Consider the following 21,983-nt stretch of genomic DNA (forward strand, 5'->3'; position numbering starts at 1 on the left):
CGGCAGGTTGCCGGTCCACTGCGGCCGGCTTACACTCGCGGCGTCTAAGGAAAAACCCTGCCGTACGGCCAATGCACCACCTTCCATGAGCCGTCCCGACCTGTCATTTCTCCTGCGCAAAGACGACCCGCTGGGCCTGCACTCCCTGATGGGTCCCGACGCCGGTCCCGACGCGGCCGAACCCATGCCCTGGCCGCAGCAGGACGCCGAACCCCTGGTGGACGAACCGCTGGCGGCGCTCGTCACCGAGCTGCGCAACTACCAGCACGAGCTCGAGATCCAGAACAAGGTGCTCGACTACAGCCAGGCGGTGGCCGAAAGCGCGTCCGAGCGCTTCGAGGCGCTTTTCGCCAGCATTCCGCTGCCGCTGCTGGTGCTCGACGAACACGACATGGTGATCCAGGCCAACGCCATGGCCCACAGCGCCTTCCAGCCGACCGAGCACGACCGCATCCTGGTGTCGTTCATGCCGCTGGTCAGCGAGCAGCATGCCGACCGCGTCTGCGAAGCCTTCCTCCAGGCGCGCGAGCATGGCGGCAGCGAAGTGCATGAGGTGGTCTTCACCATCAACGACGAGGCCAGGGTCTGCGGCGACCTGCATATCGCCTGCATCGAGATCCCGCAGAAGAAAGGCCCGCCGATCGCGCAGTTCCTTTGCGCCGTGGTGGACCAGGGACCGCTGCTGGCCGAGCGGCGCGCGCTGCAGGAGCGCAACACGCAGCTGTTTGCCAGCGAGCGCCGCCTCGAGTCGGTCATCAACTCCAGCCTGGACGCCATCCTCTGCGTCGACAACGCGCAGCGCATCACGGTCTTCAATCCGACGGCGGCGGCGCTGTTCACCTGCGCCGCCGAGGATGCGCTGGGCAGCCCGCTCGAGCGCTTCCTGCCCGACGCGGCCAGCGCGCTGGGGCTCGCGGCGCTCACCACGCAGGCGGTGCTCGGCGAGATGGAAGGCCGCACGGCCAGCGGCAAGACCGTGGCGGTGGAAGTCAGCGTGGCCTTCGAGCAGCACGCGGGCGGCGAGGCCACGACCACGGTCTTTGCGCGCGACCTCAGCAGCCGCAAGAAGGCCGAGGCCCACCGCAGCGAGCTCGAGGCGCAGCTGCGCGAATCGCACAAGATGCAGGCCGTGGGCACCATGGCCGGCGGCATTGCCCACGACTTCAACAACATCGTCGGCGCGATCCTGGGCAACGTCGAGCTGGCCCGCGCCGACTGCCCGGACAACTCCTCTCTGCTCGAGAGCCTGCAGGAGATCGAGAAGGCCGGGCGGCGCGCGCGCGACCTGGTGCGCCAGATCCTGACCTTCAGCCGCAACGAGCCGCCGCAGCGCCATGCGGTGCAGGCGGTGGACGTGATACGCGACACCGAGCGCCTGCTGCGCGTGACGCTGCCGCCCGCCATCGCGCTGCATTCGCACATCGTGCCGAACCTGCCGCCGCTGCTGGCCGATGTCACCCAGGTGGAGCAGGCGCTGTTCAACCTGGCGACCAATGCCGTGCATGCCATCGGCGACGCGCGCGGCATGGTGCAGATGACCGCCAGCCTCGCGCCCGCCGACCAGCGTCTGAGCGACCGCCTGGGCCTGCCGCTGGCCACCTATGTGGCGCTGAGCGTGCAGGACAACGGGCCGGGCATGGATGCGACCACGCTGCAGCGCATCTTCGAGCCTTTCTTCACGACCAAGCCGGTGGGCCAGGGCACGGGCCTGGGCCTCGCGGTGGTGCATGGCGTCATGCGCACCCATGGCGGCGCGGTCGATGTGGCCAGCACGCCCGGCGAAGGCAGCCGCTTCACGCTGTATTTCCCGGTGGCCGGCGGCTCGGCACCGGTGCTGCCCGCGCCCATCGAGCGCCGCCCGGCGCTCGACGCGCCGCCCACGGCCGATGGCGACAACGCACTGCGCCGCCATGTCATGTACGTCGACGATGACCAGGCACTGGTTTTCCTCGTTCAGCGCCTGCTGCGCCGGCGCGGCTATGACGTCAGCGGCTTCACCGACCCGCGCGAGGCCATGGCCGCGCTCGTGGCGGCGCCCGATCATTACGACCTGGTGGTCACCGACTACAACATGCCGGGTTTCTGCGGCGTGGACCTGGTGCGCGCGGCCATCGCCACGCGCCCCGACCTGCCCGTCGCGCTGGCCTCGGGTTACGTCACGGCCGAGATCGAGGCCGAGGCGCTGGCTGCGGGCGCGCGCGCGCTGATCCACAAGCCCAACGACGTCGAGGAGCTGTGCACCACCGTCGACCGGCTGATGCACAGTGCCGGACGCGGCTGAGGTGGTGCACTGCGTTGCGATCGATGAGGACCTGCTGGTGCTGGACAAGCCCGCGGGCCTGCTGTGCGTACCCGGGCGGGGCGAGGACAAGCAGGACTGCCTGAGCGCGCGCGCCCAGGCCCTGTGGCCCGGCGCCCTGGTGGTGCACCGGCTGGACATGGCCACGTCGGGGCTGGTGCTGATGGCGCGCTCGCCGGCCGTGCAGCGCCAGCTGGGGCTCGCCTTCGAGCAGCGCGCGGTGCACAAGCGCTATGTGGCCATCGTCCATGGACTGCTGCGGCCCGCCTCCGAAGATCCCGCAGCCTGGCAGACCATCGACGCGCCGATTGCTGCCGACTGGCCGCGCCGTCCGCTGCGCATCATCGACCCGGCCGGCAAGCCCAGCCAGACGCGCTGGCGCGTGCTGGCCCACGATCCGCCGGGCTGGCCTGGCTGCACGCGTGTCGAGCTCGAGCCGGTCACCGGCCGCACGCACCAGCTGCGCGTGCACCTGGCGCACCTGGGCCATCCGATCCTGGGCGATGCGCTTTACGCTGGCGAGCCGATCGTGGCCCGTGCGCCGCGCCTGCTGCTGCATGCCGAGCAGCTGGGGCTGGCCCATCCGCGCCACGGCGACTGGCGCGGGTTCGAGTCGCCCGCGGCTTTCTGAAACGGCCTGAAACAACCTCGCCACAGGGCTCCTTTTCTCGCAAACGCGGCCATCCCCCCGCACATACCCTATTGCGGCCCCCGGCTCCGGGAATAAGCTGGAACTCCTCGATGCAAACGCCTTGCGGCCTGCCCTCGCGCATGCCCGAAGGCCCTTCAAGGAGATCTCCATGCAAAAGCCGTTTCGCTTGTCTGTTCTCATTGCTTCGCTGGGCCTGGCTGCCACCAGCCTGCTGTCCGTGGCCCATGCGCAGAACATCCGCATCGCCATGGTCATCCCCACCACAGGGGCATTGACCCAGTACGGCGACATGGTCAAGGAAGGCGCGTTCACGGCCGTCGAGCAGGTCAATGCCGCTGGCGGCATCCAGGGCAAGAAGATCGAGCTGGTGCCCGTGGACGACGCCTGCGAGCCCAAGCAGGGGCCGGTGGCCGCCAACCGCGTGGTCAACGCCAAGATCGGCTACGTGATCGGCCCGATCTGCTCGGGCGCAGCCATTGCCGCGGCGCCAATCTACAACAACGAGGGCGTGGTGGCCGTCACGCCCTCCGCCACCTCGCCGGCGCTGACCGATGGCAAGAACTACCAGTTCATCTTCCGCACCATCGGCCGCGACGACCAGCAGGGTCCCTCGGCGGCGAAGTTCATCATCGAGAAGGCCAAGCCGAAGAAGGTGGCGGTGGTGCACGACAAGCAGTCGTACGGCCAGGGCATCGCCACCTCGGTGCGCGACGCGCTGCAAAAGGCCGGCATCAGCGTCGCGCTGTTCGAGGGCATCAATGCCGGCGACAGCGACTATTCGGCGGTCATCACCAAGCTCAAGAGCAATGGCGTCGATTTCGTCTACTACGGCGGCTACCACCCCGAGATGGGCCTGCTGCTGCGCCAGGCCGCGGAACAGGGCTTGAAGGTGCGCATGATGGGCCCCGAAGGCGTGGGCAACCCCGAGGTCAACGCCATTGCCGGCAATGCCGTCGAAGGCATGCTGGTGACCATGCCGGCCGACTTCGCCTCCAACCCCAAGAACGCGGCCGTGGTCAAGGCCTTCCAGGACAAGAAACGCAGCCCCTCGGGAGCGTTCCAGATGACCTCCTATGCCGCGGCGCAGGTGCTGCTCGACAGCATCAAGGCCGTGGGCGACAACCCGGCGAAGGTGGCCGAGCACCTGCGCAAGACGAATTTCGAGACGGCGCTGGGCACAGTGGGCTGGAACCGGCAAGGCGACCTCAAGGCCTTCGACTTCCAGGTCTTCGAGTGGCACAAGGACGGCAGCAAGACGCCCGCCGTCAAATGAAACCGGCGCCCATGCGCCAAGGCAAGGATGGTGTGCGGCCTGGCTGCACGCCATCCTTGCGTGGCGCGGCGCAAAGGCCACTTTTCGCGGAAGGCGGTGACTGATGGATGATTTCCTGCCCCAGCTGCTGCAGCAGCTGTTCAACGGGCTTTCGCTCGGCGCCATCTACGCGTTGATCGCCATCGGCTACACGATGGTCTACGGCATCATCGGCATGATCAACTTCGCGCATGGCGACATCTACATGATCGGCGCCTATGTCGGCCTGGTCACGCTGTCGGCCATAGGCACGCAGGGCGGCGTGCCGCTCTGGCTGGTGATTGGATCGATGCTGGTGGTGGCCGCGATCATCACCGGCGTCTATGGCTTTGTGGTGGAACAGGTGGCCTACAAGCCGGTGCGCAACAGCCCGCGGCTGGTGGCGCTGATATCGGCCATCGGCATGTCGATCTTCCTGCAGAACTGGGTGGCGCTGGGCCAGGGCGCGCGCGACATGGCTGTGCCGCAGTTGCTGCCCGGCGCGCTGCAGTTCGGCGGACACGGCGGCGGCTTCGAGATCTTCATCCCCTACACGCGCATCATGATCATCGCCGTGGCCGTGGTGCTGATGGCGCTGCTCACGCTGTACATCCGCCACTCGCGCATGGGCCGGGCCTCGCGCGCCTGCGCGCAGGACATGCACATGGCCAGCCTGCTGGGCATCAACACCAACCGCGTGATCTCCTTCACCTTCATCCTGGGCGCGGTGCTGGCGGCCGTGGGCGGCGTGCTGATCGCGCTGGCGGTGGGCAAGCTCAACCCCTTCATCGGCTTTCTCGCCGGCATCAAGGCCTTCACGGCGGCGGTGCTGGGCGGCATCGGCAGCATCCCCGGCGCAATGCTCGGCGGCGTGCTGCTGGGCGTGGCCGAAACGCTCGCCGCGGCCTATATCTCCTCGGAGTACAAGGACATCGTGGCGTTCACGCTGCTGGTACTGATCCTGCTGGTGCGTCCCACGGGCCTGCTCGGCAAACCCGAAGTGGAGAAAGTCTGATGGCCCCGGCCTCCGTGTCGCGCGACACCCTGCGCTCCAGCCTGCGCGATGCATCGATAGCCTCGGTGCTGACGGCGCTGGTGACGGTGCCCATCTTCGGGCTGCACCTCGAACGCGCGGGCACGCGCACCGTGATCGCGGCGGAGTGGACCACGGTGGCCTGGGCCTGCGCGCTGGTCTTTGCGGTGCAGCTGCTGCGGCCCTGGCTGGCGCGTGCTTTTGCCGGCGTGCCGCGGCTGCAGCGCCCGGCACTGCCGGCCACGACGGCGCGCCAGCGCCAGGCGATGATGCTGGCGGCGCTGCTGATCGCCGTGTCGTGGCCGTTCTTTGCCGGCCGCAACGCGGTGGACATCGCCACGCTGGCCATGATCTATGTGATGCTGGGCCTGGGGCTGAACATCGTCGTGGGGTTTGCGGGCCTGCTGGACCTGGGCTTCGTGGGGTTCTATGCCGTCGGCGCCTATACCTATGCGCTGCTCTTCCACTGGGCCGGCTGGAGCTTCTGGGAGGCGCTGCCGCTGGCTGGCGCCGTGGCCGCCGGCTTTGGCTGCGTGCTGGGTTTTCCGGTGCTGCGGCTGCGCGGCGACTACCTGGCCATCGTCACGCTGGGCTTTGGCGAGATCATCCGGCTGCTGCTGATCAACCTCACCGGCTTCACCGGCGGGCCCGACGGCATCTCTGGCATCCCGAAGCCCACGGTGTTCGGCCTCGAACTCACGCGCAGCCCCACCATCGAAGGCGGCACCACCTTCCACCAGTTCTTCGGGCTCGAGTTCCAGTCGCTGCACATGGTGGTCGCGCTGTACCTGATGGCGCTGGCGCTGGCGCTCGTCACGCTGTGGATCTCCAGCCGGCTGATCCGCATGCCCATCGGCCGCGCCTGGGAGGCGCTGCGCGAGGACGAGATCGCCAGCCGCTCGCTCGGGCTGCACCCGATGAAGATCAAGCTCTCGGCCTTCACGCTGGGCGCGATGTTCGCGGGCCTGGGCGGGGCCTTCTTTGCCGCGCGCCAGGGCATCGTCAACCCCGAATCCTTCACCTTCATCGAGTCGGCGCTGATCCTGGCGATCGTCGTGCTGGGCGGCATGGGCTCGCAGCTGGGCGTGATCATCGCCGCCATCGTGCTCACGGTCCTGCCCGAGCTGGCGCGCGAGTTCTCCGAATACCGCATGCTGATCTTCGGGCTGGTCATGATCCTGATGATGGTCTGGCGCCCGCAGGGTCTGCTGCCCATGCAGCGCCCGCATCTGGAGGTCGGCCCGTGAGCGCGGCGCTGCTGGAAGTCGAGGCACTGAGCATGCGCTTCGGCGGGCTGATGGCGGTGGACGCAGTGGGCTTTGCGCTGCAGCCGCGCGAGGTGTTCGCCATCATCGGGCCCAACGGCGCGGGCAAGACCACGGTGTTCAACTGCATCAGCGGCTTCTACCAGCCCAGCGCCGGGCGCATCGCCCTGGCCGGAGACAGCATCGGCGGGCTCGGCAGCCACCGGGTCGCGCGCCGCGGCGTGGTGCGCACCTTCCAGAACGTGCGGCTGTTCAAGGCCATGACCGTGCTCGAGAACCTGCTGGTGGCGCAGCACCGCCAGCTGCGCACCTCGCTGCTCGCCGGGCTGTTCAACACCCCGGGCTACCGCCGCGCCGAGCAGCAGGCATTGGACCATGCGCTGCACTGGCTGGATTACATGGGCCTGCGCGCCTATGCCAACCGGCCCGCGGGCAACCTGCCCTATGGGCACCAGCGCCGGCTGGAGATCGCGCGGTGCATGATCACCAGGCCGCGGGTGCTGATGCTGGACGAACCCGCCGCGGGCCTCAATCCGCACGAAAAGAAGGAACTGCAGCGGATGATCGACGCGCTGCGCCGCGAGCACGACGTGGCAGTGCTGCTGATCGAGCACGACATGGGGCTGGTCATGGGCGTTTCGGAACGCATCCTGGTCATGGAATACGGCAAGCCGATCGCCACCGGCACGCCCGAGGCGATACGCCGCGACGAACGGGTCATCAAGGCCTACCTGGGAGAAGCCTGATGGCGGCCATGCTGCAGCTGAGCAATGTGTTCACCTATTACGGCGCGGTCTGCGCGGTCGACAACGTCAGCCTGGAGGTGCGCATGGGCGAGATCGTGACGCTGATCGGCAGCAACGGCGCGGGCAAGACTTCCCTGCTGATGACGCTGTGCGGCACGCCGCGCGCCAGCAGCGGCAGCGTGCGCTTCGAGGGCGAGGACATCACGCAACTGGCCACGCACCACATCATGCGCCGCGGCATTGCCATCGCGCCGGAGGGCCGGCGCGTGTTCCCGCATCTCAGCGTCACCGAGAACCTGATGATGGGTGGATTCTTCCTGGACAAGGAGCAGATGCGCAATGGCATGGAGCATGTATTCGGATTGTTCCCGCGGCTGCGCGAGCGCGCGCGCCAGCGCGGCGCCACCATGTCTGGCGGCGAGCAGCAGATGCTGGCCATCGGCCGCGCGCTGATGTCCAGGCCCCGGCTGCTGCTGATGGACGAACCCACGCTGGGCCTGGCGCCGCTGGTCATCGCGCAGATCTTCGAGATCATCCAGACCATCCGTGCGGCCGGCGTCACCGTGTTCCTGGTCGAGCAGAACGCCCACCGCGCACTGCAGGTGGCCGACCGCGGCTATGTGCTGGAGAACGGCCGCGTGGTGCTGCACGACACGGGTGAGAACCTGCTGCGCAACGATGCGGTGCGGGCGGCGTACCTGGGCGCATAGATGCAGCAACGGACCTACGCTGCGAATCGTCCCATCCTCGTTACCATTCCCCCATGACATCCCATCTGATTTTCCTCACCGGTGGCTCGCGCGGCATGGGCCTGGCCATGGCCCGGCAACTGTTGCACCCCGATCACGAGTTGATCTGCCTGTCGCGCAACCAGAACGAGGCGCTGGCCGAAGCCGCGGCGGCTGCGAGCGCGCCGCTGCAGCAGTGGAGCGTGGACCTGGGCGCGCCGGCCGAAGCCGCGGTGCAGCTGGGCGACTGGCTCAGGCAGCAGCCCTCGGGCCGCTTCGCGCAGGCCACGCTGATCAACAACGCGGGCGCCATGCCGGCCATTGCGCCGCTGTCCTCGCTGACTTCCGCGGAGCTGTCGCCCGCGCTGCGCGTGGGCTTCGAGGCGCCGATGCTGCTCACGGCGGCCTTTCTCGGCGCCACCGAGCACTGGCCGGCCGAGCGCAAGGTGCTCAACATCTCCTCGGGCCTGGGACGGCGCCCGATGGCCTCGCAGGCCGCCTATTGCGCTGCCAAAGCCGGGCTGGACCATTTCACGCGCTGCGTGGCGCTGGAGGAGTCGCTCAAGCCGCATGGGGCGAAGCTGTGCTCGCTGGCGCCGGGTGTCATCGACACCGACATGCAGATCCAGCTGCGCAATGCCGACCCCGCGGCATTTCCCGATCTGCAGCGCTTTGCCGACCTCAAGAGCCATGACCAGCTGGCCTCGCCCGAGCAGGCGGCGCGGCAGGTGCTGGCCTGGCTGGAGCGCGCGGATTTCGGCGAACAGCCGGTGGCGGACATACGCCAGCCCTGAGGGCACGGCCCTGAGGGCATGGCCCTCAGGGCATGGCCCGGGGGCCATGGCCCCGAGCGCGCTGCAAAGCCCCGTTGACGTGGACTGCTACCACGTGCTTGCGCCTGGCGCAGTAACGAAATGCAGTAAGCTCCAACCCCTCAGCCCGCGTCCCGTGGGCCACACAGGGCAGCGCACCGGACCAGGCGCGCTGCTGGTGATCGCGCAGCCGGCAACCCCGCTGTGCCTGGCACGGGCTGTGAGACGGCAGGTTTTTGCGCCCTGCCGTCGCTCTACGACCTAGAGACAAACACCCATTGATGGCGGAAACACCCTCCCCGATCATCGAATCAGCCCATTTGCTTCAGCCCGAGCGGCCGCAGCGTCCCACTGCCACCCGCAGTCGCGCGCGTGCGGCCAGCTGTTCCTTTCGATCCGCCAACGGAGTTTGTTGTTTCATGTTTCGTCCACTGCTCACCGCCACCGTGATGGCCTGCGCTGCCACGGCCAGCTTCACCGCCGCCGCCCAGGCCCCTGCCACCGACTATCCGAACAAGCCGATCCGCATGGTCATTCCGTTCCCCCCGGGCGGCGGCACCGACATCCTGGCGCGCGTGGTGGCCAACAAGCTCACCGAAGTCACGAAGTGGACCGTCGTGCCCGAGAACAAGGCCGGCGCCGGGGGCACCATCGGCATCACCGATGCGGCCAAGGCGGCGCCCACCGGCTATGACATGGTCATGGGCCAGAAGGACAACCTGGTGCTGGGCCCGTACCTGTACAAGAACCTGCCCTGGGACCCGGTGCGCGACCTGACTCCGGTGGCGCACGTGGCCTATACGCCGGTCGTCATCGCCACCAGCGTCAACTCGCCCTACAAGACCGTGGCCGACGTCATTGCCGCAGCCAAGGCCAACCCCGGCAAGATCACCTATGGCTCGCCCGGCAACGGCACCAGCATCCATATCGCCGGCGTGCAGCTGGAAAAGGCGGCTGCGGTGCAGCTGACCCACGTGCCCTACAAGGGCTCCAATCCCGCGCTGATGGACGCTCTGGCGGGCAATGTGGACCTGCTGGTGTCCTCCGTCCCCTCGGCCATCGGCCAGATCAAGGCCGGCAAGCTGCGCGCGCTGGCCGTGACCTCGGCCAAGCGCTCGAGCTCGCTGCCCGACGTGCCCACGCTGGCCGAAACCGGCATCAAGGGCTTCGACGTCAGCACCTGGTACGGCCTGTTCATGCCTGCCAACACGCCCGCGGCCATCGTCACCAAGGTCAATGCCGAGGTCAACCGCCTGCTGGCCATGCCCGAGATCCGCGACGCGATCCTGGCCCAGGGTGCAGAACCCCAGGCCATGAGCGTGGCCAACTTCGAGCGCATGTTCAAGGCCGACTTCAAGGCCTCGAAGCAGGTCGTCGAGGACTCGGGCGCGAAGATCCAGTAAGCTGCCGATCGCTCTTGCGCCAAGGCGCCCTGTCCGATCCGGGCCGGGCGCTTTTTTCATGGCTGGATCAACTAGCGCAAGGCATATGCCGCTGCAGGAAATCGACAAAGGCATGCACCTTGCGCGAATGCCGGCGATTGGGCAGCCAGGCCGCGTGAATGTTCACGTCCTGGTCCTGTGGATTGATGGCGTAGTCGGCGAAAAGCCGCTGCAGCCGCCCGGCGCGCACATCCTCCTCGACCAGCCACTGCGCCAGCAGCGCGATGCCAGAGCCGCCCAATGCGGCTTCGCGCAGGATGTCCGCATTGTTGGCCGCCAGCCTGCCGTCGACTTCCACCGCCTGCACCGCGCCGCCGCGCAGGAACGACCAGCGCTGCGGCCCCGCCTGGTAGGCAAAGCGCAGGCACTCATGCAGTGCCAGATCCTCGGGCCTGGCGGGCGTTCCATGGCATGCCAGGTATCCCGGGCTCGCCACCACATGGCGCCGATGTCCGGCCAACGGGCGCACGATCAGCTGCGGGTGGTGTTCCGGCGTGCCGATGCGCACGGCCACGTCGATGCGCTCGGCCGCCAGATCGACATAGGCATCGGACAGCACCAGCTCCAGCGAGACCCTGGGATGCGCGCGCAGGAAAGCGGCGATGTGCGGCCCCACGCACAGGCGACCGAAGCTCACCGGCACCGACACCCGCAGCGGCCCGACCGCCTCCGATCCCCCATCCGCCACGCTGGCATCGGCCTCGTCGAGGTCGGACAGCAGCCGCGCCACCTGCTCCAGATAGGCAGCGCCGGCATCGGTCAGCGTCACCTGGCGTGTCGAGCGCGTCAGCAGCGCCACTCCCAGCGATGCCTCGAGCCCGTCGATGAGCCGCGTGACTGACGAGGTGGCGACCGCGCGCCGCTGCGCGGCCCTGGAGAAGCCCCCGGTCTGCGCCACATCCATGAAAACACGCAAGGCAAGCAATTTGTCCATATCGATTTTGCGTCCATCGCAACGGCGAATTGCGAAATGCACATATTCAGTAAACCCAGAGCAAAGGCTAATCTCTGCACATCGCCGGCGCAAGCCTCACACTTCGTTCCTGGCATCCATCAGGCCCCCGCTTTCAAAGATCACACCATGTCCAGCCGCCCTGCTCCCAACGCTGCCCTGCAGCCCTCGTCCTCCGCCGGCCTGCCGCACTCCCTGACCCTGCTGATGGCCAGCGGCGCGGGGCTGGCCGTTGCATCGCTCTATTACAGCCAGCCGATGCTGGGGGTGCTGGGGGGCGAGATCGGGGCCTCCACGCAGGCCGTGGGGCTGCTGCCGACGCTCACGCAGCTGGGCTATGCGTCGGGCCTGCTGTTCCTGGCGCCGCTGGGCGACCGGCACGACCGGCGCAGCATCATCCTGGGCAAGTCCATCGTGCTGTGCCTGGCGCTGCTGCTGGCGGCAAGCGCGCCTTCGCTGGGCGTGCTGCTCGCGGCCAGCCTGGTCATCGGCTTGGCCGCGACGCTGGCGCAGGACATCGTGCCCGCGGCCGCGACGCTGGCGCCCGACAGCCAGCGCGGCAAGGTCGTGGGCATGGTGATGACCGGCCTGCTGCTGGGCATTTTGCTGTCGCGCGTCGTGAGCGGCTTCGTCGCCGAGCAATGGGGCTGGCGCGTGATGTTCGCGGGCGCCGCGGCGAGCATCGCGCTGCTGGGGCTGACCGCATGGCGGCGCCTGCCGCGCTTCGCCGCCACCACGCAGCTGCCCTACGTGGCGCTGCTGGGCTCGCTGGCCACGCTGTGGCGCCAGCACCCGGCGCTGCGCCGCGCGACCGTGGCCCAGGCGCTCCTGGCGGTGGGCTTCAGTGGATTCTGGTCGACGCTGGCGGTGCTGCTGCATGGTGCGCCCTTCCACCTGGGCGCCGCGGCTGCGGGCGCGTTTGGACTGGCTGGCGCCGCGGGCGCGCTCGTTGCTCCCGTGGCCGGGCGCCTGGCCGACCGGCGCGGCCCGGTGCTGGTGACGCGGGTCGGCACCGGCCTGGTGGCGGCCTCTTTTGCCGCCATGGCGCTCATGGCTTTCCTGCCGCCGGGCGCGCAGCTGTGGCTGCTGGTCGCCTGCGCCATCGGCTTCGACCTGGGGTTGCAGGCGGCTCTGATCGCGCACCAGACCATCGTCTACGGCCTGGACGCGGGCGCGCGCGGCCGCATCAATGCGGTGCTGTTCACCGGCATGTTCATCGGCATGGCGCTGGGCTCGGCGGCGGCGGCGCTGCTGTTCGCGCGCTGGGGCTGGATGGGCGTGACGGCGCTGGCGACGGCCTCGGCGCTGGCAGCGTTTGCCCTGCGCATGCGCCGCTAACAGGGAAGAATGCCGGGCAGCAGCGGGCGATCGAGCCGCTGCACCCACCACTTGAGCGCCTCGCCCATGCGCTCGGGGTTCCAGGCCAGCCAGAAGCCCTCGGGCGGACGCGGCTGCTCCAGCTGCAGCTCGACCAGCACGCCCTGTTCGAGTTCGCCCAGCACGCAGGCGCGCGGCAGGTAGCCATGGCCCAGGCCCGCGCACTGCGCCGCGATCTTGGCCTGCATGTCGGGCACCGTGATGCGCCGCTGGCCCAGCATCAACCCCACCGTGCGGCTGGCCGAGGAGCGCGCGCTATCGCCGACGACGATGGCCGTGTGCCGAAGCAGATCGTCGCGCGCCAGCGGGCGCTTGATCTGCGCCAGCGGGTGCGTGGCGGTGACACAGAAAATGAATTCCAGGCTGCCCACCGACACCGCCTTGTAGCCGCCCCCGGGCGGCCCCTCGCCCGCGGCAACGATCAGGTCGGCGCGGCCCTCGCGCAGCATTTCCCACGTGCCCGTCATCACCTCGGTGCCTATGCGCAGGCGCGTGCCGCAGTTCAGCTCCTCGAAGGCGCAGATGTCGGGGTTGAAGGCGCTGGTGGGAATCAGCGAGTCATGCACCAGCCGCAGCTCCGACTCGAAGCCGGTGGCGATCTGCCGCATGCGCGACTCCAGCTGCTGCGCCGCGGTCAGCAGCCAGCGCCCTTCCTTGAGCATTTCCTGGCCGGCCGGAGTGAGCGTGACGCGCGGGCCGCTGCGCACGAACAGCGCCAGCCCGAGCTGATCCTCCAGCTTGGCGACCGCGTAGGAGATGGTGGACGGTACCTTGTACAAGCGCTCCGCGGCCGCGGCAAAGGAGCCGTGGCGCGCAATGGCGTCGATGATCTCTATGGCTTCGAGGGTCAATTTGAGCATGTTCGAAATTATCGATGATGAATCGTGAAAAGCTTCAACCTCGAAACTTGCACAAAGCGGGAAACTACATCCATCGCAGCAAGGAACGCAGCAAAACGCCGAAGACCTTGCATGAATTTCATCGAACGAAAGGACGCATCATGATCGACATCCGCAAATCCGACGACCGGGGCCGCGCAAATCACGGCTGGCTGCAATCGCGCCATACCTTCTCCTTCAGCAGTTACCGCGATCTGCGCCAGCAGGGTTTCTCCGACCTGCTGGTGATCAACGACGACCACGTGGCCCCGGCCAAGGGTTTCGGCACGCACGGCCACCGCGACATGGAGATCTTCTCCTATGTGCTCGAAGGCGAGCTGGCGCACAAGGACTCGATGGGCACCGGCTCGGTGATCGTTCCCGGCGACGTGCAGATGATGAGCGCCGGCAGCGGCGTGCAGCACAGCGAGTTCAACCACTCTGCCGAGCAGCCGGTGCACTTCCTGCAGATCTGGATCGTGCCCAACGAGCGCGGCGCCGAGCCCCGCTACCAGCAGGTGCGCTTCGAGGAAGCCGACAAGCGCGGCCAGCTGCGCCTGATCATCGCGCCCAACGGCGAAAACGGCGCGCTGGCGGTGCGCCAGGATGCGCGGGTCTATGCCGGCCTGTTCGACGGCGACGAAGCCGCCACGCTCGATGTGGGCGCCAACCGCAATGTGTATGTGCATGTGGCGCGCGGCAGCCTGGAAGTCAACGGCGAGCGCCTGTCCGAAGGCGACGGCGCACGGATCCGCAACGCCCCGGCGCTGCGCTTCGGCAAGGGCGAGAACGCCGAGGTGCTGGTGTTCGACCTGCGCCCCAACGAGCTGCCCACGATGTGAGCCACGCTTTTTCCATCCACCCTTTTCAACTTCAGGAGACACCGCCATGACCAACGCCCACATCGCCCAGCCCGTTGCCTACGCCAAGCCCGGCGCCACGCTGCTCAATTCCCAGGACCACACCCTGGTGATGATCGACTTCCAGTCGCAGATGGCCTTTGCCACGCATTCCATCGATGCCACCACGCTGCGCAACAACGCGGCGCTGGTGTCCCATGCGGCGGCAGGCTTCGGTGTCTCCACCATCCTGACCACCGTCGCGGAGAAAAGCTTCAGTGGCCCGATGTTCGATGAAGTCACGGCGCCCTTCCCCGGCCAGGCCCTGCTCGACCGCACCTCGATGAACACCTGGGAGGACGGGGCCGTCATCCGCCGCGTCAACGAGATCGGCAAGCCGCGCATCGTGCTGGCCGGGCTGTGGACCAGCGTCTGCATCGTCGGCCCCGCGCTGTCGGCGCTGGACCAGGGTTTCGAGGTCTATGTCATTGCCGATGCCTGCGGCGATATCTCCACCGAGGCCCACGAGCGCGCCATGGACCGCATGGTGCAGGCCGGCGCCCGCCCGATCACCGCGCTGCAATACCTGCTCGAGCTGCAGCGCGACTGGGCGCGCGGCGAGACCTATGAGTTGACGACCGGCATCGCCAAGAAGTTTGGCGGCGCATATGGCATCGGCATCAACTACGCGAAAAGCATGTTCAACGCCCACGAAGGCTGATCGCCGCGGCCCCGGGCGCTGCGCCCCGGGGCTCCCATCGGATGACATCCCAGGAGACAACATGCCCACGCCCGCCACGCCCGATCTGGTTCTTTTCAACGGCCGCTTCACCACGCTGGACCGCGCCAACCCCACCGCCCAGGCCGTTGCCATTGCCGGCGGCCGCTTCCTCCACGTCGGCAGCAACCAGGAGGTGCTGGCGCTGGCCGCTGCCGGCACGCGCCGCATCGACCTGCAGGGCCGCAGCGCGCTGCCCGGGTTGATCGACAACCACCTGCATATCATCCGCGGCGGGCTGAACTTCAATATGGAGCTGCGCTGGGACGGCGTGCGCAGCCTGGCGGACGCGATGGCCATGCTGCGCGCCCAGGTTGACATCACTCCCGCGCCGCAGTGGGTGCGCGTGGTCGGCGGCTTCACAGAACATCAATTCGTGGAGAAACGCCTGCCGACGCTGGAGGAGCTCAATGCCGCGGCGCCCGACACGCCAGTCTTCATCCTGCATCTCTATGACCGCGCACTGCTCAACGGCGCCGCGCTGCGCGCCGTGGGCTACACCCGGGACACCCCCGCGCCGCACGGCGGCGAGATCCTGCGCGACAGCTCCGGCAACCCGACCGGGCTGCTGCTGGCCAAGCCCAATGCCGCCATCCTGTATGCCACGCTGGCGCTCGGCCCGAAGCTGCCGCGCGAATACCAGCTCAACTCCACGCGCCACTTCATGCGCGAACTCAACCGACTGGGCGTCACGGGCGCGATCGATGCGGGCGGCGGCTTCCAGAATTATCCCGACGACTACAACGTCATCGAGGAGCTGGCCGAAGCCGACCAGTTGACCATTCGCCTGGCCTACAACCTGTTCACGCAAAAACCCAAGCAGGAAAAGGAAGACTTCCTGAACTGGACCGCGACCTCGCAATACAAGCAGGGCACCGACTACTTCCGCCACAACGGCGCAGGCGAGATGCTGGTGTTCTCGGCGGCCGACTTCGAGGACTTCCGCCAGCCGCGCCCCGAACTCGAGGCCGGCATGGAAGGTGATCTGGAGGAAGTCGTGCGCATCCTGGCGCAGAACCGCTGGCCCTGGCGCATGCATGCGACCTATGACGAGACCATCAGCCGCGCGCTGGATGTGTTCGAGAAGGTGAACCAGGACACGCCGCTGGCCGGCCTGAACTGGTTCTTCGACCATGCCGAAACCATTTCCGAGCGTTCGATCGAGCGGGTCGCGGCGCTGGGCGGCGGCGTGGCGGTGCAGCACCGCATGGCCTACCAGGGCGAATATTTCGTCGAGCAATATGGCGCGCGCGCCGCCGAGGCCACGCCGCCGGTCAAGCGCATGCTGGAGATGGGCGTGAAGACCTCGGCCGGCACCGATGCCACACGCGTTGCCAGCTACAACCCCTGGGTGTCGCTGTCGTGGCTGGTCACGGGCCGCACCGTTGGCGGCCTGCAGCTGACGCCGCAGCGCAATTGCCTGGACCGCGAGCAGGCGCTGCGCATGTGGACCGAGAACGTCACCTGGTTCTCCAACGAGGAAGGCAAGAAGGGCCGCATCGAGGCGGGACAGCTGGCCGATTTGGTGGTGCCCGACCGCGACTTCTTTGCCTGCCCGGAATCCGAGATTGCCGACACTTCGGCGCTGCTCACCATGGTCGGTGGCAAGGTGGTCTATGGCGCGGGCGACTTCGCGCAGTTCGACGAGGCGCAGCTGCCGCCCGCCATGCCCGACTGGTCGCCGGTGCGCCGCTATGGCGGCTATGGCGCCTGGGGTGCCAAGGACAATGGCCCGCTGCAGCAGCTCGCGCGCCAGGCCGCGGCGGCGTGTGCCTGCGCGAATGCCTGCAATGTGCACGGCCATGCGCATGGTGGCGCGTGGAATGCACAGCTGCCCACCTCCGACGCCAAGAGTTTCTGGGGCGCACTGGGCTGTGCCTGCTGGGCGGTATGAGCATGGCTGATACCCACACATCCGGCAGCTTCGCCGCGCTGCGCCAGCCGGTATTCGCCGTGCTGTGGGCCGCGACGGTGCTGGGCAATACCGGCAGCTTCATGCGCGATGTCGCCAGCTCCTGGCTCGTGACCGACCTGTCGGCCAGCCCCACGGCCGTGGCGCTGATCCAGACCGCGGCCACGCTGCCGGTCTTCCTGCTGGCGATTCCCGCGGGCGTGCTCTCGGACATCCTGGACCGCCGGCGTTTTCTGATCTGCGTGCAACTGGTGCTGGCGGCGGTGAGCGGCACATTGCTGCTGCTGTCGCAGGCTGGCGCGCTCACGGTGGAATATCTGATCGCGCTGACCTTCGTCGGCGGCGTCGGTGCGGCGCTGATGGGGCCGACCTGGCAGTCCATCGTGCCCGAGCTCGTGCCGCGTGCGCAGCTCAAGGGCGCGGTGGCACTCAATTCGCTGGGCATCAATATCGCGCGCGCCATCGGCCCGGCCGCGGGCGGCCTGATCCTGGCCAGCTTTGGCGCGGCCGTGGTCTATGGCCTCGATGTGCTGAGCTATGTCTTTGTCATTGGCGCGCTGCTGTGGTGGAAGCGGCCCCGGGCCGCCGACGACGCATTGTCCGAGAGCTTCACAGGCGCCTTGCGCGCCGGGCTGCGCTATATCCGCGCCAGCCGCGAGCTGCACCGCGTGCTGCTGCGCGCCGCGCTGTTCTTTGCATTTGCCAGCGCCGTCTGGGCGCTGCTGCCGCTGGTGGCGCGGCAGATGCTGGGCGGCAGCGCCGGCTTCTATGGCGTGCTGCTGGGCGCCGTGGGCGTGGGCGCGATTGGCGGGGCAATGCTCATGCCGCGGCTGCGCCGCTGGCTCGATGCCGACGGCATGGTGCTGGGCGCCGCGCTGCTCAGCGCCGCCGTCATGGCAGCGCTGGCGCTTGCGCCGCCGCAGTGGCTGGCGGTCGTGCTGCTGCTTTTGCTGGGCGCGGGCTGGATCACGGCGCTCACCGCCTTCAACAGCGTGGCCCAGGCCATTGTGCCCGACTGGGTGCGCGGGCGCGGCCTGGCCGTGTACCTGATGGTGTTCAACGGTGCGATGGCCGCGGGCAGCCTCGGCTGGGGGCTGGTCGCGCGCGCCATCGGCCTGCCGGCGGCGCTGGCGGCCAGCGCCGCGGGGCTGGCGATCGTCGCGCTGTTGATGCACCGCGTGCGGCTGCCGGCGGGCGAAGCCGATCTGCAGCCCTCCCACCATTGGCCGGAGCCGGCGATGAGCGAAGCAGTCGCAAACGACCGCGGTCCGGTGATGGTGCAGACCGCGTACCGCGTGCTGCCGCAGGACCGGCCGGCCTTTCTGGAAGCGATCCGCCGCCTGTCACAGGAACGCTTGCGCGACGGCGCCTATGCTTGGGGCGTGATGGAGCACACGGCCGATGCCGAACAGATCATCGAGTGGTTCATGGTCGCCTCCTGGGCCGAACACCTGCGCCAGCACCAGCGCGTGTCGCATGCCGATGCCGACCTGCAGACCGAAGTGCTGCAGTTCCACCGTGGCCCGGACAAGCCGCAAGTGCGGCATTTTCTGGCGCTGTAGGAGATGCAGCGGGTCGTTGGGCGCGGTGGGTGCGGCTCGCGCGCTGCCTCGGATTCAGGTCGGGGCGTATCTTGAGGCCTGCAGGAACGCCGGGGGGGTGAAAGCCCTCGATGGCAGGCCTTCGGAGTTCATATCCGATGCCGGATGGCCTTCGCCCGGATTCTGTACCCGGGCGATCAGCGCATCGAGCCACTCGCCGCCTGGCCCGCCGGGTTCTTCGACGTCCGGCGCAGGGGCGGGACCGCCCTCACGCATTTGCCCGGCAGCTGTCGGCGCCGCCGCTGCCGCGGGTACAAGGGCTGGCACCCCGTGGTCCGCTTCGGCATCCATCACGGCTGCCAGCAGGGCCGGATCCACCACCTCGGCATCCTCATCCATTGGAATCTCGACAAACTGGCCTGGTTGATAGGCCAGCTCGACGGCAAGAATGGCCTCGGACAGGATGAACAGGGGATCGTAATGGGGAAGATCGATTTGAAGAAGCATGTTGGTAAACGAATCGTGGATGGACCGTGCGTCTTGCCATTGCTTCCACCCGGCAAGCCTTGCTGGGCGGATGGCGTCAACCGTTGGACGGCACGCTTCATAATTTATCACTATCAACTTTAATTATCAATAGCTATCATCCATCTAGCGTCTGGGTTTCAATTGTCTGCATCTGCCGCTGCAACGATCCGTCGCACCAGCGGGTGGTGCTGCCCGCGGCGCGACCACAGCGCATGCACCTCCTCGTGCAGCCCGGGGCACAATCCGAGCAGGCGCAGCCCCCGCACCAATCCGACATCTTCCGCGCCCAGATCACTCACCGGAAACACCCCCAGCCCGCGCGCCGCGAACACCGCCAGCAGCGCGCTGTCTTCGAACTCGCCCACCACGCGCGGTCGCACGCCTATCTCTTGGAACCAGGCATCGAGCGTGGAGCGCAGCGGTGCATGGGATGTGGGCAGCAGCACCGGCAGCTCCTGCAGCGACTGCGGAAAGCGCTCGCGCGCCGACTTCCTGACCAGCGATGCCGGCCCAAACCACTGCAGCGAAGAGCGCGCGATGCGCTGGCTCGACAGGCGCTGCGCGGGATGGTGCGGCGCCGCCTGCCCGGCCAGCACCATATCGAGCTGATGCAGCGCCAGCTCCGACAGCAGCTCGTCGAACTCGCCCTCGTGGCACACCAGGCGCAGCCCGGGCGTGGCCAGCACCGGCGCCAGCAGCGCATGCGCGGCCAGCTTGGAAATGCCGTCGGACAAGCCCACTGCAAGCCGCGCCACCGGAGCGCTGCCGGCCTCGCGCACCTCGTCGGCAATGCGCTGGCCGCGCTCGAAGATCTCCTCGGCGCGCGCAAAAGCCGCCTGCCCGGCCTCGGTCAGCGCCACGCCACGGCCCGCGGGCTTGAGCAGCTGGTGGCCCAGGGACCGCTCCAGATCGCGCACCTGCGTGCTGATGGTCTGCACCGCCATCTCCAGGCGTTCGGCGGCGCGCGCGAAGCCGCCTTCCTTGGCGACCATCCAGAAATAGTAGAGATGGCGGAAATTCAGCATCCGATGTCCTTCTGGAAAAACCGCATCTTAGGTTCGGTTCCTTCTGGTGTATCCGCTTGACCGGAAACGCCATACTCGGCATTTGCCATCTTCCCGGTCGACATCCATGTTCTACGCTCTCAGTTGGTCTCTTTCGTTCGTGCTTCTGGGCCTGTGGTCGCTGGTTTGCTGGGGCCTGCATGCAGCCACTGTGTGGGCGGTAGCCGGCGCCGGTGCCTTGGCAGGCGGTACCGCGGCCATGGGTTCGGTTCGGGCGCCGGGCGGATGGGGTGTCTTGATACCGCCAGGGCTGACGGCGGAGTTCGAGGCACTGCTGCAGTCTTTCGGCCCCTGGGTGGAGTGGGCACTGTCCGCGGTCCCTGCGCTGGCGGGCGGCGTCACGGTTCTGGCATGGGTCATCTGGGGCCTGGGCGCGCTGGCATTGCTGGCGCTGGCCGTGGGCGCGCATGTGCTGATCGCCCTGTTCAGGCGCCGCAGCAGCCGTGCGGATACGGCACACACCGCCCCGGTCCACTGAGCCCGGCCGCCCGGATGCAAAAAAGCCGCTGTCCCCAGCGGCTTTTTTGCCCTTGGCAGGCCGTGCTCAGGTGCGCACGACCATCACCGGAATATGCACCGAGCGCAGCACGCGCTGCGTGACGCTGCCCAGCATCAGCTTCTCGAGGCCGCGCCGGCCCTGCGAGCCCATGATGATCAGATCGGCGCCCGTGTTCTCCACCACGCGCACGATACCCTCATGCACCGCATGGCCCTCGCCCACCACCGTGGTCACGGGCTGGCCGGCTTCGTCCATGATCCTGCGCGCCGATTCCAGCGCGGTATTGGCTTCGGCCGTGGCGGCGCTCAGGTACTGCGCCTGGCCATAGGCGAAATCGGCCCCCACGCCGGTGAAGGGATAGGGATCCACCACATACACCGCGGTCACGCTGCTGCCGAAGACCTTGGCCATTTCCGCGGCCTTGGAGACCGCCATCAGCGACGTGGAAGAACCATCGACGGGAACCAGAATGTGCTTGAACATGATGTTTCTCCTCTAGTTGAACCTGCTGCTGCAGTGTGGCATGGCACCCGGCGCCAAGTCCATGAGGGAGGTCACGCCGGGTGATCGAACTCCGCCCCCTGGAAATTCCCGCGGCGGCACGTCAGCACCAGCGTATCACGGTAGCCGCCCTCGCCCAATGGCTGGATCGGCGTGGTCTCATGGATCATGCGCGCGTCATCCAGCAGCATGACCGACCAGGGCTCGGTCAGCGTGAAGCGCTGGCCCTGCGGGCCCATGGCCTCGAACACCCGCGTCTCGCCGCCCTTGACCTTCTCGCGGCCGACCAGGAACACCGCCACCAGGTCCACGCCATCGCGGTGCGCGCCCTCGGGCGTGGGCCGTCCGATGCCATGCGCGGTGTCGATGCGGAACTGGTGCGCTTCCATGAACCAGGGGCCCATCGGCGCGCCGGCGCCGAACACCTGGTCGCAAAGATGCCCCATCTGCAGCAGCAGTCGCTGCCAGGCGGGCTGGGCCACGAGCTCGGCATGCATGGGTGCGAACATGCGCAGCATGCCGCCATGCAGGGCGTTGTATTCGACGGGCTGCCAGTGCGCGCGGTGGGCGACCTGCCGCAGGCCGCCGTCGCCGGCAATGAAGCAGGAATGGCGCCGGCGGCGGTAGCGGCCGCCATCCTTGAGGTGCTCGTCGGGCGGCAGGTCGGCCCAGTCGCCGCACAATGCCTGCAGCTGTTCCAGCGCCACGCCGATCCAGGCCGCGACGTCGGCGGGGGACAGAACGGCATAGCCCTGGCTGCGCAACTGCTGCGCGAGCTGCGCGGGGCGGATATAGGGAGGGGAGAAGGTGACGTGCGTCATAGATCCCCGAGCTTAACGCCGCGCC

21 protein-coding genes are annotated in these 21,983 nt (G+C 68.1%); 15 read left to right on the forward strand and 6 right to left on the reverse strand.

Features of this window, described 5'->3' with window-relative positions:
* Nucleotides 1-85: 85 nt before the first annotated feature.
* The 9 genes from M9799_RS00680 (at nt 86) to M9799_RS00720 (ending at nt 10,229) form a co-directional block, all read left to right on the forward strand.
* The gene (locus M9799_RS00680) at nt 86-2,281 is read left to right on the forward strand and encodes a PAS domain-containing hybrid sensor histidine kinase/response regulator (protein WP_231042507.1); all 2,196 of its coding nucleotides are present in this window, start codon (nt 86-88) and stop codon (nt 2,279-2,281) included.
* A complete protein-coding gene (locus M9799_RS00685) occupies nt 2,265-2,930 on the forward strand; it encodes an RluA family pseudouridine synthase (RefSeq protein WP_231042508.1) in 666 nt (221 codons plus the stop codon). The genes M9799_RS00680 and M9799_RS00685 overlap by 17 nt, the downstream gene beginning before the upstream one ends.
* 169 nt (nt 2,931-3,099) lie before the next feature.
* Entirely contained in the window at nt 3,100-4,224 is a 1,125-nt protein-coding gene (locus tag M9799_RS00690) for a branched-chain amino acid ABC transporter substrate-binding protein (RefSeq protein ID WP_231042509.1), read from the forward strand.
* A 103-nt stretch (nt 4,225-4,327) separates the two neighbouring features.
* The gene (livH, locus tag M9799_RS00695; protein WP_231042510.1) at nt 4,328-5,257 is read left to right on the forward strand and encodes a high-affinity branched-chain amino acid ABC transporter permease LivH; all 930 of its coding nucleotides are present in this window, start codon (nt 4,328-4,330) and stop codon (nt 5,255-5,257) included.
* Nucleotides 5,257-6,522 carry a high-affinity branched-chain amino acid ABC transporter permease LivM gene (locus tag M9799_RS00700; RefSeq protein ID WP_231042511.1) on the forward strand — a complete coding sequence of 422 codons (1,266 nt, stop codon included), beginning with the start codon at nt 5,257-5,259 and terminating at the stop codon, nt 6,520-6,522. Before livH ends, M9799_RS00700 begins: the two co-directional genes overlap by 1 nt.
* Nucleotides 6,519-7,286, forward strand: a complete 768-nt coding sequence (gene livG / locus M9799_RS00705) for a high-affinity branched-chain amino acid ABC transporter ATP-binding protein LivG (RefSeq protein WP_231042512.1) — start codon at nt 6,519-6,521, stop codon at nt 7,284-7,286. Before M9799_RS00700 ends, livG begins: the two co-directional genes overlap by 4 nt.
* Nucleotides 7,286-7,996 carry an ABC transporter ATP-binding protein gene (locus M9799_RS00710; protein WP_231042513.1) on the forward strand — a complete coding sequence of 237 codons (711 nt, stop codon included), beginning with the start codon at nt 7,286-7,288 and terminating at the stop codon, nt 7,994-7,996. Before livG ends, M9799_RS00710 begins: the two co-directional genes overlap by 1 nt.
* A 53-nt stretch (nt 7,997-8,049) precedes the next feature.
* The gene (locus tag M9799_RS00715) at nt 8,050-8,808 is read left to right on the forward strand and encodes an SDR family NAD(P)-dependent oxidoreductase (protein ID WP_231042514.1); all 759 of its coding nucleotides are present in this window, start codon (nt 8,050-8,052) and stop codon (nt 8,806-8,808) included.
* Between the two features lie 437 nt (nt 8,809-9,245).
* Nucleotides 9,246-10,229: a Bug family tripartite tricarboxylate transporter substrate binding protein gene (locus M9799_RS00720; protein ID WP_231042515.1), complete on the forward strand. Its 984-nt coding sequence runs from the start codon at nt 9,246-9,248 to the stop codon at nt 10,227-10,229.
* Nucleotides 10,230-10,296: 67 nt separating this feature from the next.
* On the opposite strand, the gene M9799_RS00725 is transcribed toward M9799_RS00720, so the two are convergent.
* A complete protein-coding gene (locus M9799_RS00725) occupies nt 10,297-11,202 on the reverse strand; it encodes a LysR family transcriptional regulator (RefSeq protein ID WP_231042516.1) in 906 nt (301 codons plus the stop codon).
* A gap of 147 nt (nt 11,203-11,349) precedes the next feature.
* On the opposite strand from M9799_RS00725, the gene M9799_RS00730 reads away from it, so the two are divergent.
* Nucleotides 11,350-12,558: an MFS transporter gene (locus M9799_RS00730; RefSeq protein WP_231042517.1), complete on the forward strand. Its 1,209-nt coding sequence runs from the start codon at nt 11,350-11,352 to the stop codon at nt 12,556-12,558.
* On the opposite strand, the gene M9799_RS00735 is transcribed toward M9799_RS00730, so the two are convergent.
* A complete protein-coding gene (locus M9799_RS00735; RefSeq protein ID WP_231042518.1) occupies nt 12,555-13,457 on the reverse strand; it encodes a LysR family transcriptional regulator in 903 nt (300 codons plus the stop codon). The genes M9799_RS00730 and M9799_RS00735 overlap by 4 nt on opposite strands.
* Nucleotides 13,458-13,597: 140 nt before the next feature.
* Here M9799_RS00735 and M9799_RS00740 point away from each other — a divergent pair, with 140 nt between their 5' ends.
* The 4 genes from M9799_RS00740 to M9799_RS00755 all read left to right on the forward strand — a co-directional run bounded on the left by M9799_RS00740 (nt 13,598) and on the right by M9799_RS00755 (nt 18,566).
* Nucleotides 13,598-14,317, forward strand: coding sequence for a pirin family protein (locus tag M9799_RS00740; RefSeq protein WP_231042519.1), 720 nt, complete (start codon nt 13,598-13,600; stop codon nt 14,315-14,317).
* Between the two features lie 46 nt (nt 14,318-14,363).
* Complete coding sequence (locus M9799_RS00745) at nt 14,364-15,035, forward strand: hydrolase (RefSeq protein WP_231042520.1); 672 nt, start codon at nt 14,364-14,366, stop codon at nt 15,033-15,035.
* A 61-nt stretch (nt 15,036-15,096) separates the two neighbouring features.
* Nucleotides 15,097-16,986, forward strand: a complete 1,890-nt coding sequence (locus M9799_RS00750; RefSeq protein ID WP_231042521.1) for an amidohydrolase — start codon at nt 15,097-15,099, stop codon at nt 16,984-16,986.
* A 2-nt stretch (nt 16,987-16,988) separates the two neighbouring features.
* Nucleotides 16,989-18,566: an MFS transporter gene (locus tag M9799_RS00755; protein WP_377006942.1), complete on the forward strand. Its 1,578-nt coding sequence runs from the start codon at nt 16,989-16,991 to the stop codon at nt 18,564-18,566.
* 54 nt (nt 18,567-18,620) lie between these two features.
* On the opposite strand, the gene M9799_RS00760 is transcribed toward M9799_RS00755, so the two are convergent.
* Together M9799_RS00760 and M9799_RS00765 are read right to left on the reverse strand one after the other, a co-directional pair.
* Nucleotides 18,621-19,052: a hypothetical protein gene (locus M9799_RS00760; protein ID WP_231042523.1), complete on the reverse strand. Its 432-nt coding sequence runs from the start codon at nt 19,050-19,052 to the stop codon at nt 18,621-18,623.
* A gap of 158 nt (nt 19,053-19,210) precedes the next feature.
* A complete protein-coding gene (locus tag M9799_RS00765; protein ID WP_231042524.1) occupies nt 19,211-20,098 on the reverse strand; it encodes a LysR family transcriptional regulator in 888 nt (295 codons plus the stop codon).
* A gap of 106 nt (nt 20,099-20,204) precedes the next feature.
* Here M9799_RS00765 and M9799_RS00770 point away from each other — a divergent pair, with 106 nt between their 5' ends.
* Nucleotides 20,205-20,615, forward strand: coding sequence for a hypothetical protein (locus M9799_RS00770; RefSeq protein ID WP_263725569.1), 411 nt, complete (start codon nt 20,205-20,207; stop codon nt 20,613-20,615).
* Between the two features lie 66 nt (nt 20,616-20,681).
* Here the strand turns inward: M9799_RS00770 and M9799_RS00775 are convergent, their stop codons facing one another.
* Nucleotides 20,682-21,119: a universal stress protein gene (locus M9799_RS00775; protein ID WP_231042526.1), complete on the reverse strand. Its 438-nt coding sequence runs from the start codon at nt 21,117-21,119 to the stop codon at nt 20,682-20,684.
* A gap of 71 nt (nt 21,120-21,190) precedes the next feature.
* Nucleotides 21,191-21,958: a 2OG-Fe dioxygenase family protein gene (locus M9799_RS00780; RefSeq protein WP_231042527.1), complete on the reverse strand. Its 768-nt coding sequence runs from the start codon at nt 21,956-21,958 to the stop codon at nt 21,191-21,193.
* Nucleotides 21,959-21,983: the final 25 nt, after the last annotated feature.

The sequence above is a fragment of the Comamonas endophytica genome, assembly GCF_023634805.2.
In the GTDB taxonomy this organism is placed as follows: domain Bacteria; phylum Pseudomonadota; class Gammaproteobacteria; order Burkholderiales; family Burkholderiaceae_C; genus Comamonas; species Comamonas endophytica.

Excerpts from the sequence above, each read along its gene's own strand:
- M9799_RS00745 (WP_231042520.1), top strand. The coding sequence starts at position 14,364 with ATGACCAACGCCCACATCGCCCAGCCCGTTGCCTACGCCAAGCCCGGC.
- M9799_RS00690 (WP_231042509.1), top strand. The coding sequence starts at position 3,100 with ATGCAAAAGCCGTTTCGCTTGTCTGTTCTCATTGCTTCGCTGGGCCTG.
- M9799_RS00720 (WP_231042515.1), top strand. The coding sequence starts at position 9,246 with ATGTTTCGTCCACTGCTCACCGCCACCGTGATGGCCTGCGCTGCCACG.
- M9799_RS00710 (WP_231042513.1), top strand. The coding sequence starts at position 7,286 with ATGGCGGCCATGCTGCAGCTGAGCAATGTGTTCACCTATTACGGCGCG.
- M9799_RS00700 (WP_231042511.1), top strand. The coding sequence starts at position 5,257 with ATGGCCCCGGCCTCCGTGTCGCGCGACACCCTGCGCTCCAGCCTGCGC.
- M9799_RS00780 (WP_231042527.1), bottom strand. The coding sequence starts at position 21,958 with ATGACGCACGTCACCTTCTCCCCTCCCTATATCCGCCCCGCGCAGCTC.
- M9799_RS00740 (WP_231042519.1), top strand. The coding sequence starts at position 13,598 with ATGATCGACATCCGCAAATCCGACGACCGGGGCCGCGCAAATCACGGC.
- M9799_RS00775 (WP_231042526.1), bottom strand. The coding sequence starts at position 21,119 with ATGTTCAAGCACATTCTGGTTCCCGTCGATGGTTCTTCCACGTCGCTG.
- M9799_RS00755 (WP_377006942.1), top strand. The coding sequence starts at position 16,989 with ATGGCTGATACCCACACATCCGGCAGCTTCGCCGCGCTGCGCCAGCCG.
- M9799_RS00770 (WP_263725569.1), top strand. The coding sequence starts at position 20,205 with ATGTTCTACGCTCTCAGTTGGTCTCTTTCGTTCGTGCTTCTGGGCCTG.
- M9799_RS00730 (WP_231042517.1), top strand. The coding sequence starts at position 11,350 with ATGTCCAGCCGCCCTGCTCCCAACGCTGCCCTGCAGCCCTCGTCCTCC.
- M9799_RS00750 (WP_231042521.1), top strand. The coding sequence starts at position 15,097 with ATGCCCACGCCCGCCACGCCCGATCTGGTTCTTTTCAACGGCCGCTTC.
- M9799_RS00725 (WP_231042516.1), bottom strand. The coding sequence starts at position 11,202 with ATGGACAAATTGCTTGCCTTGCGTGTTTTCATGGATGTGGCGCAGACC.
- livH (WP_231042510.1), top strand. The coding sequence starts at position 4,328 with ATGGATGATTTCCTGCCCCAGCTGCTGCAGCAGCTGTTCAACGGGCTT.
- M9799_RS00760 (WP_231042523.1), bottom strand. The coding sequence starts at position 19,052 with ATGCTTCTTCAAATCGATCTTCCCCATTACGATCCCCTGTTCATCCTG.
- M9799_RS00715 (WP_231042514.1), top strand. The coding sequence starts at position 8,050 with ATGACATCCCATCTGATTTTCCTCACCGGTGGCTCGCGCGGCATGGGC.
- M9799_RS00680 (WP_231042507.1), top strand. The coding sequence starts at position 86 with ATGAGCCGTCCCGACCTGTCATTTCTCCTGCGCAAAGACGACCCGCTG.
- M9799_RS00765 (WP_231042524.1), bottom strand. The coding sequence starts at position 20,098 with ATGCTGAATTTCCGCCATCTCTACTATTTCTGGATGGTCGCCAAGGAA.
- M9799_RS00735 (WP_231042518.1), bottom strand. The coding sequence starts at position 13,457 with ATGCTCAAATTGACCCTCGAAGCCATAGAGATCATCGACGCCATTGCG.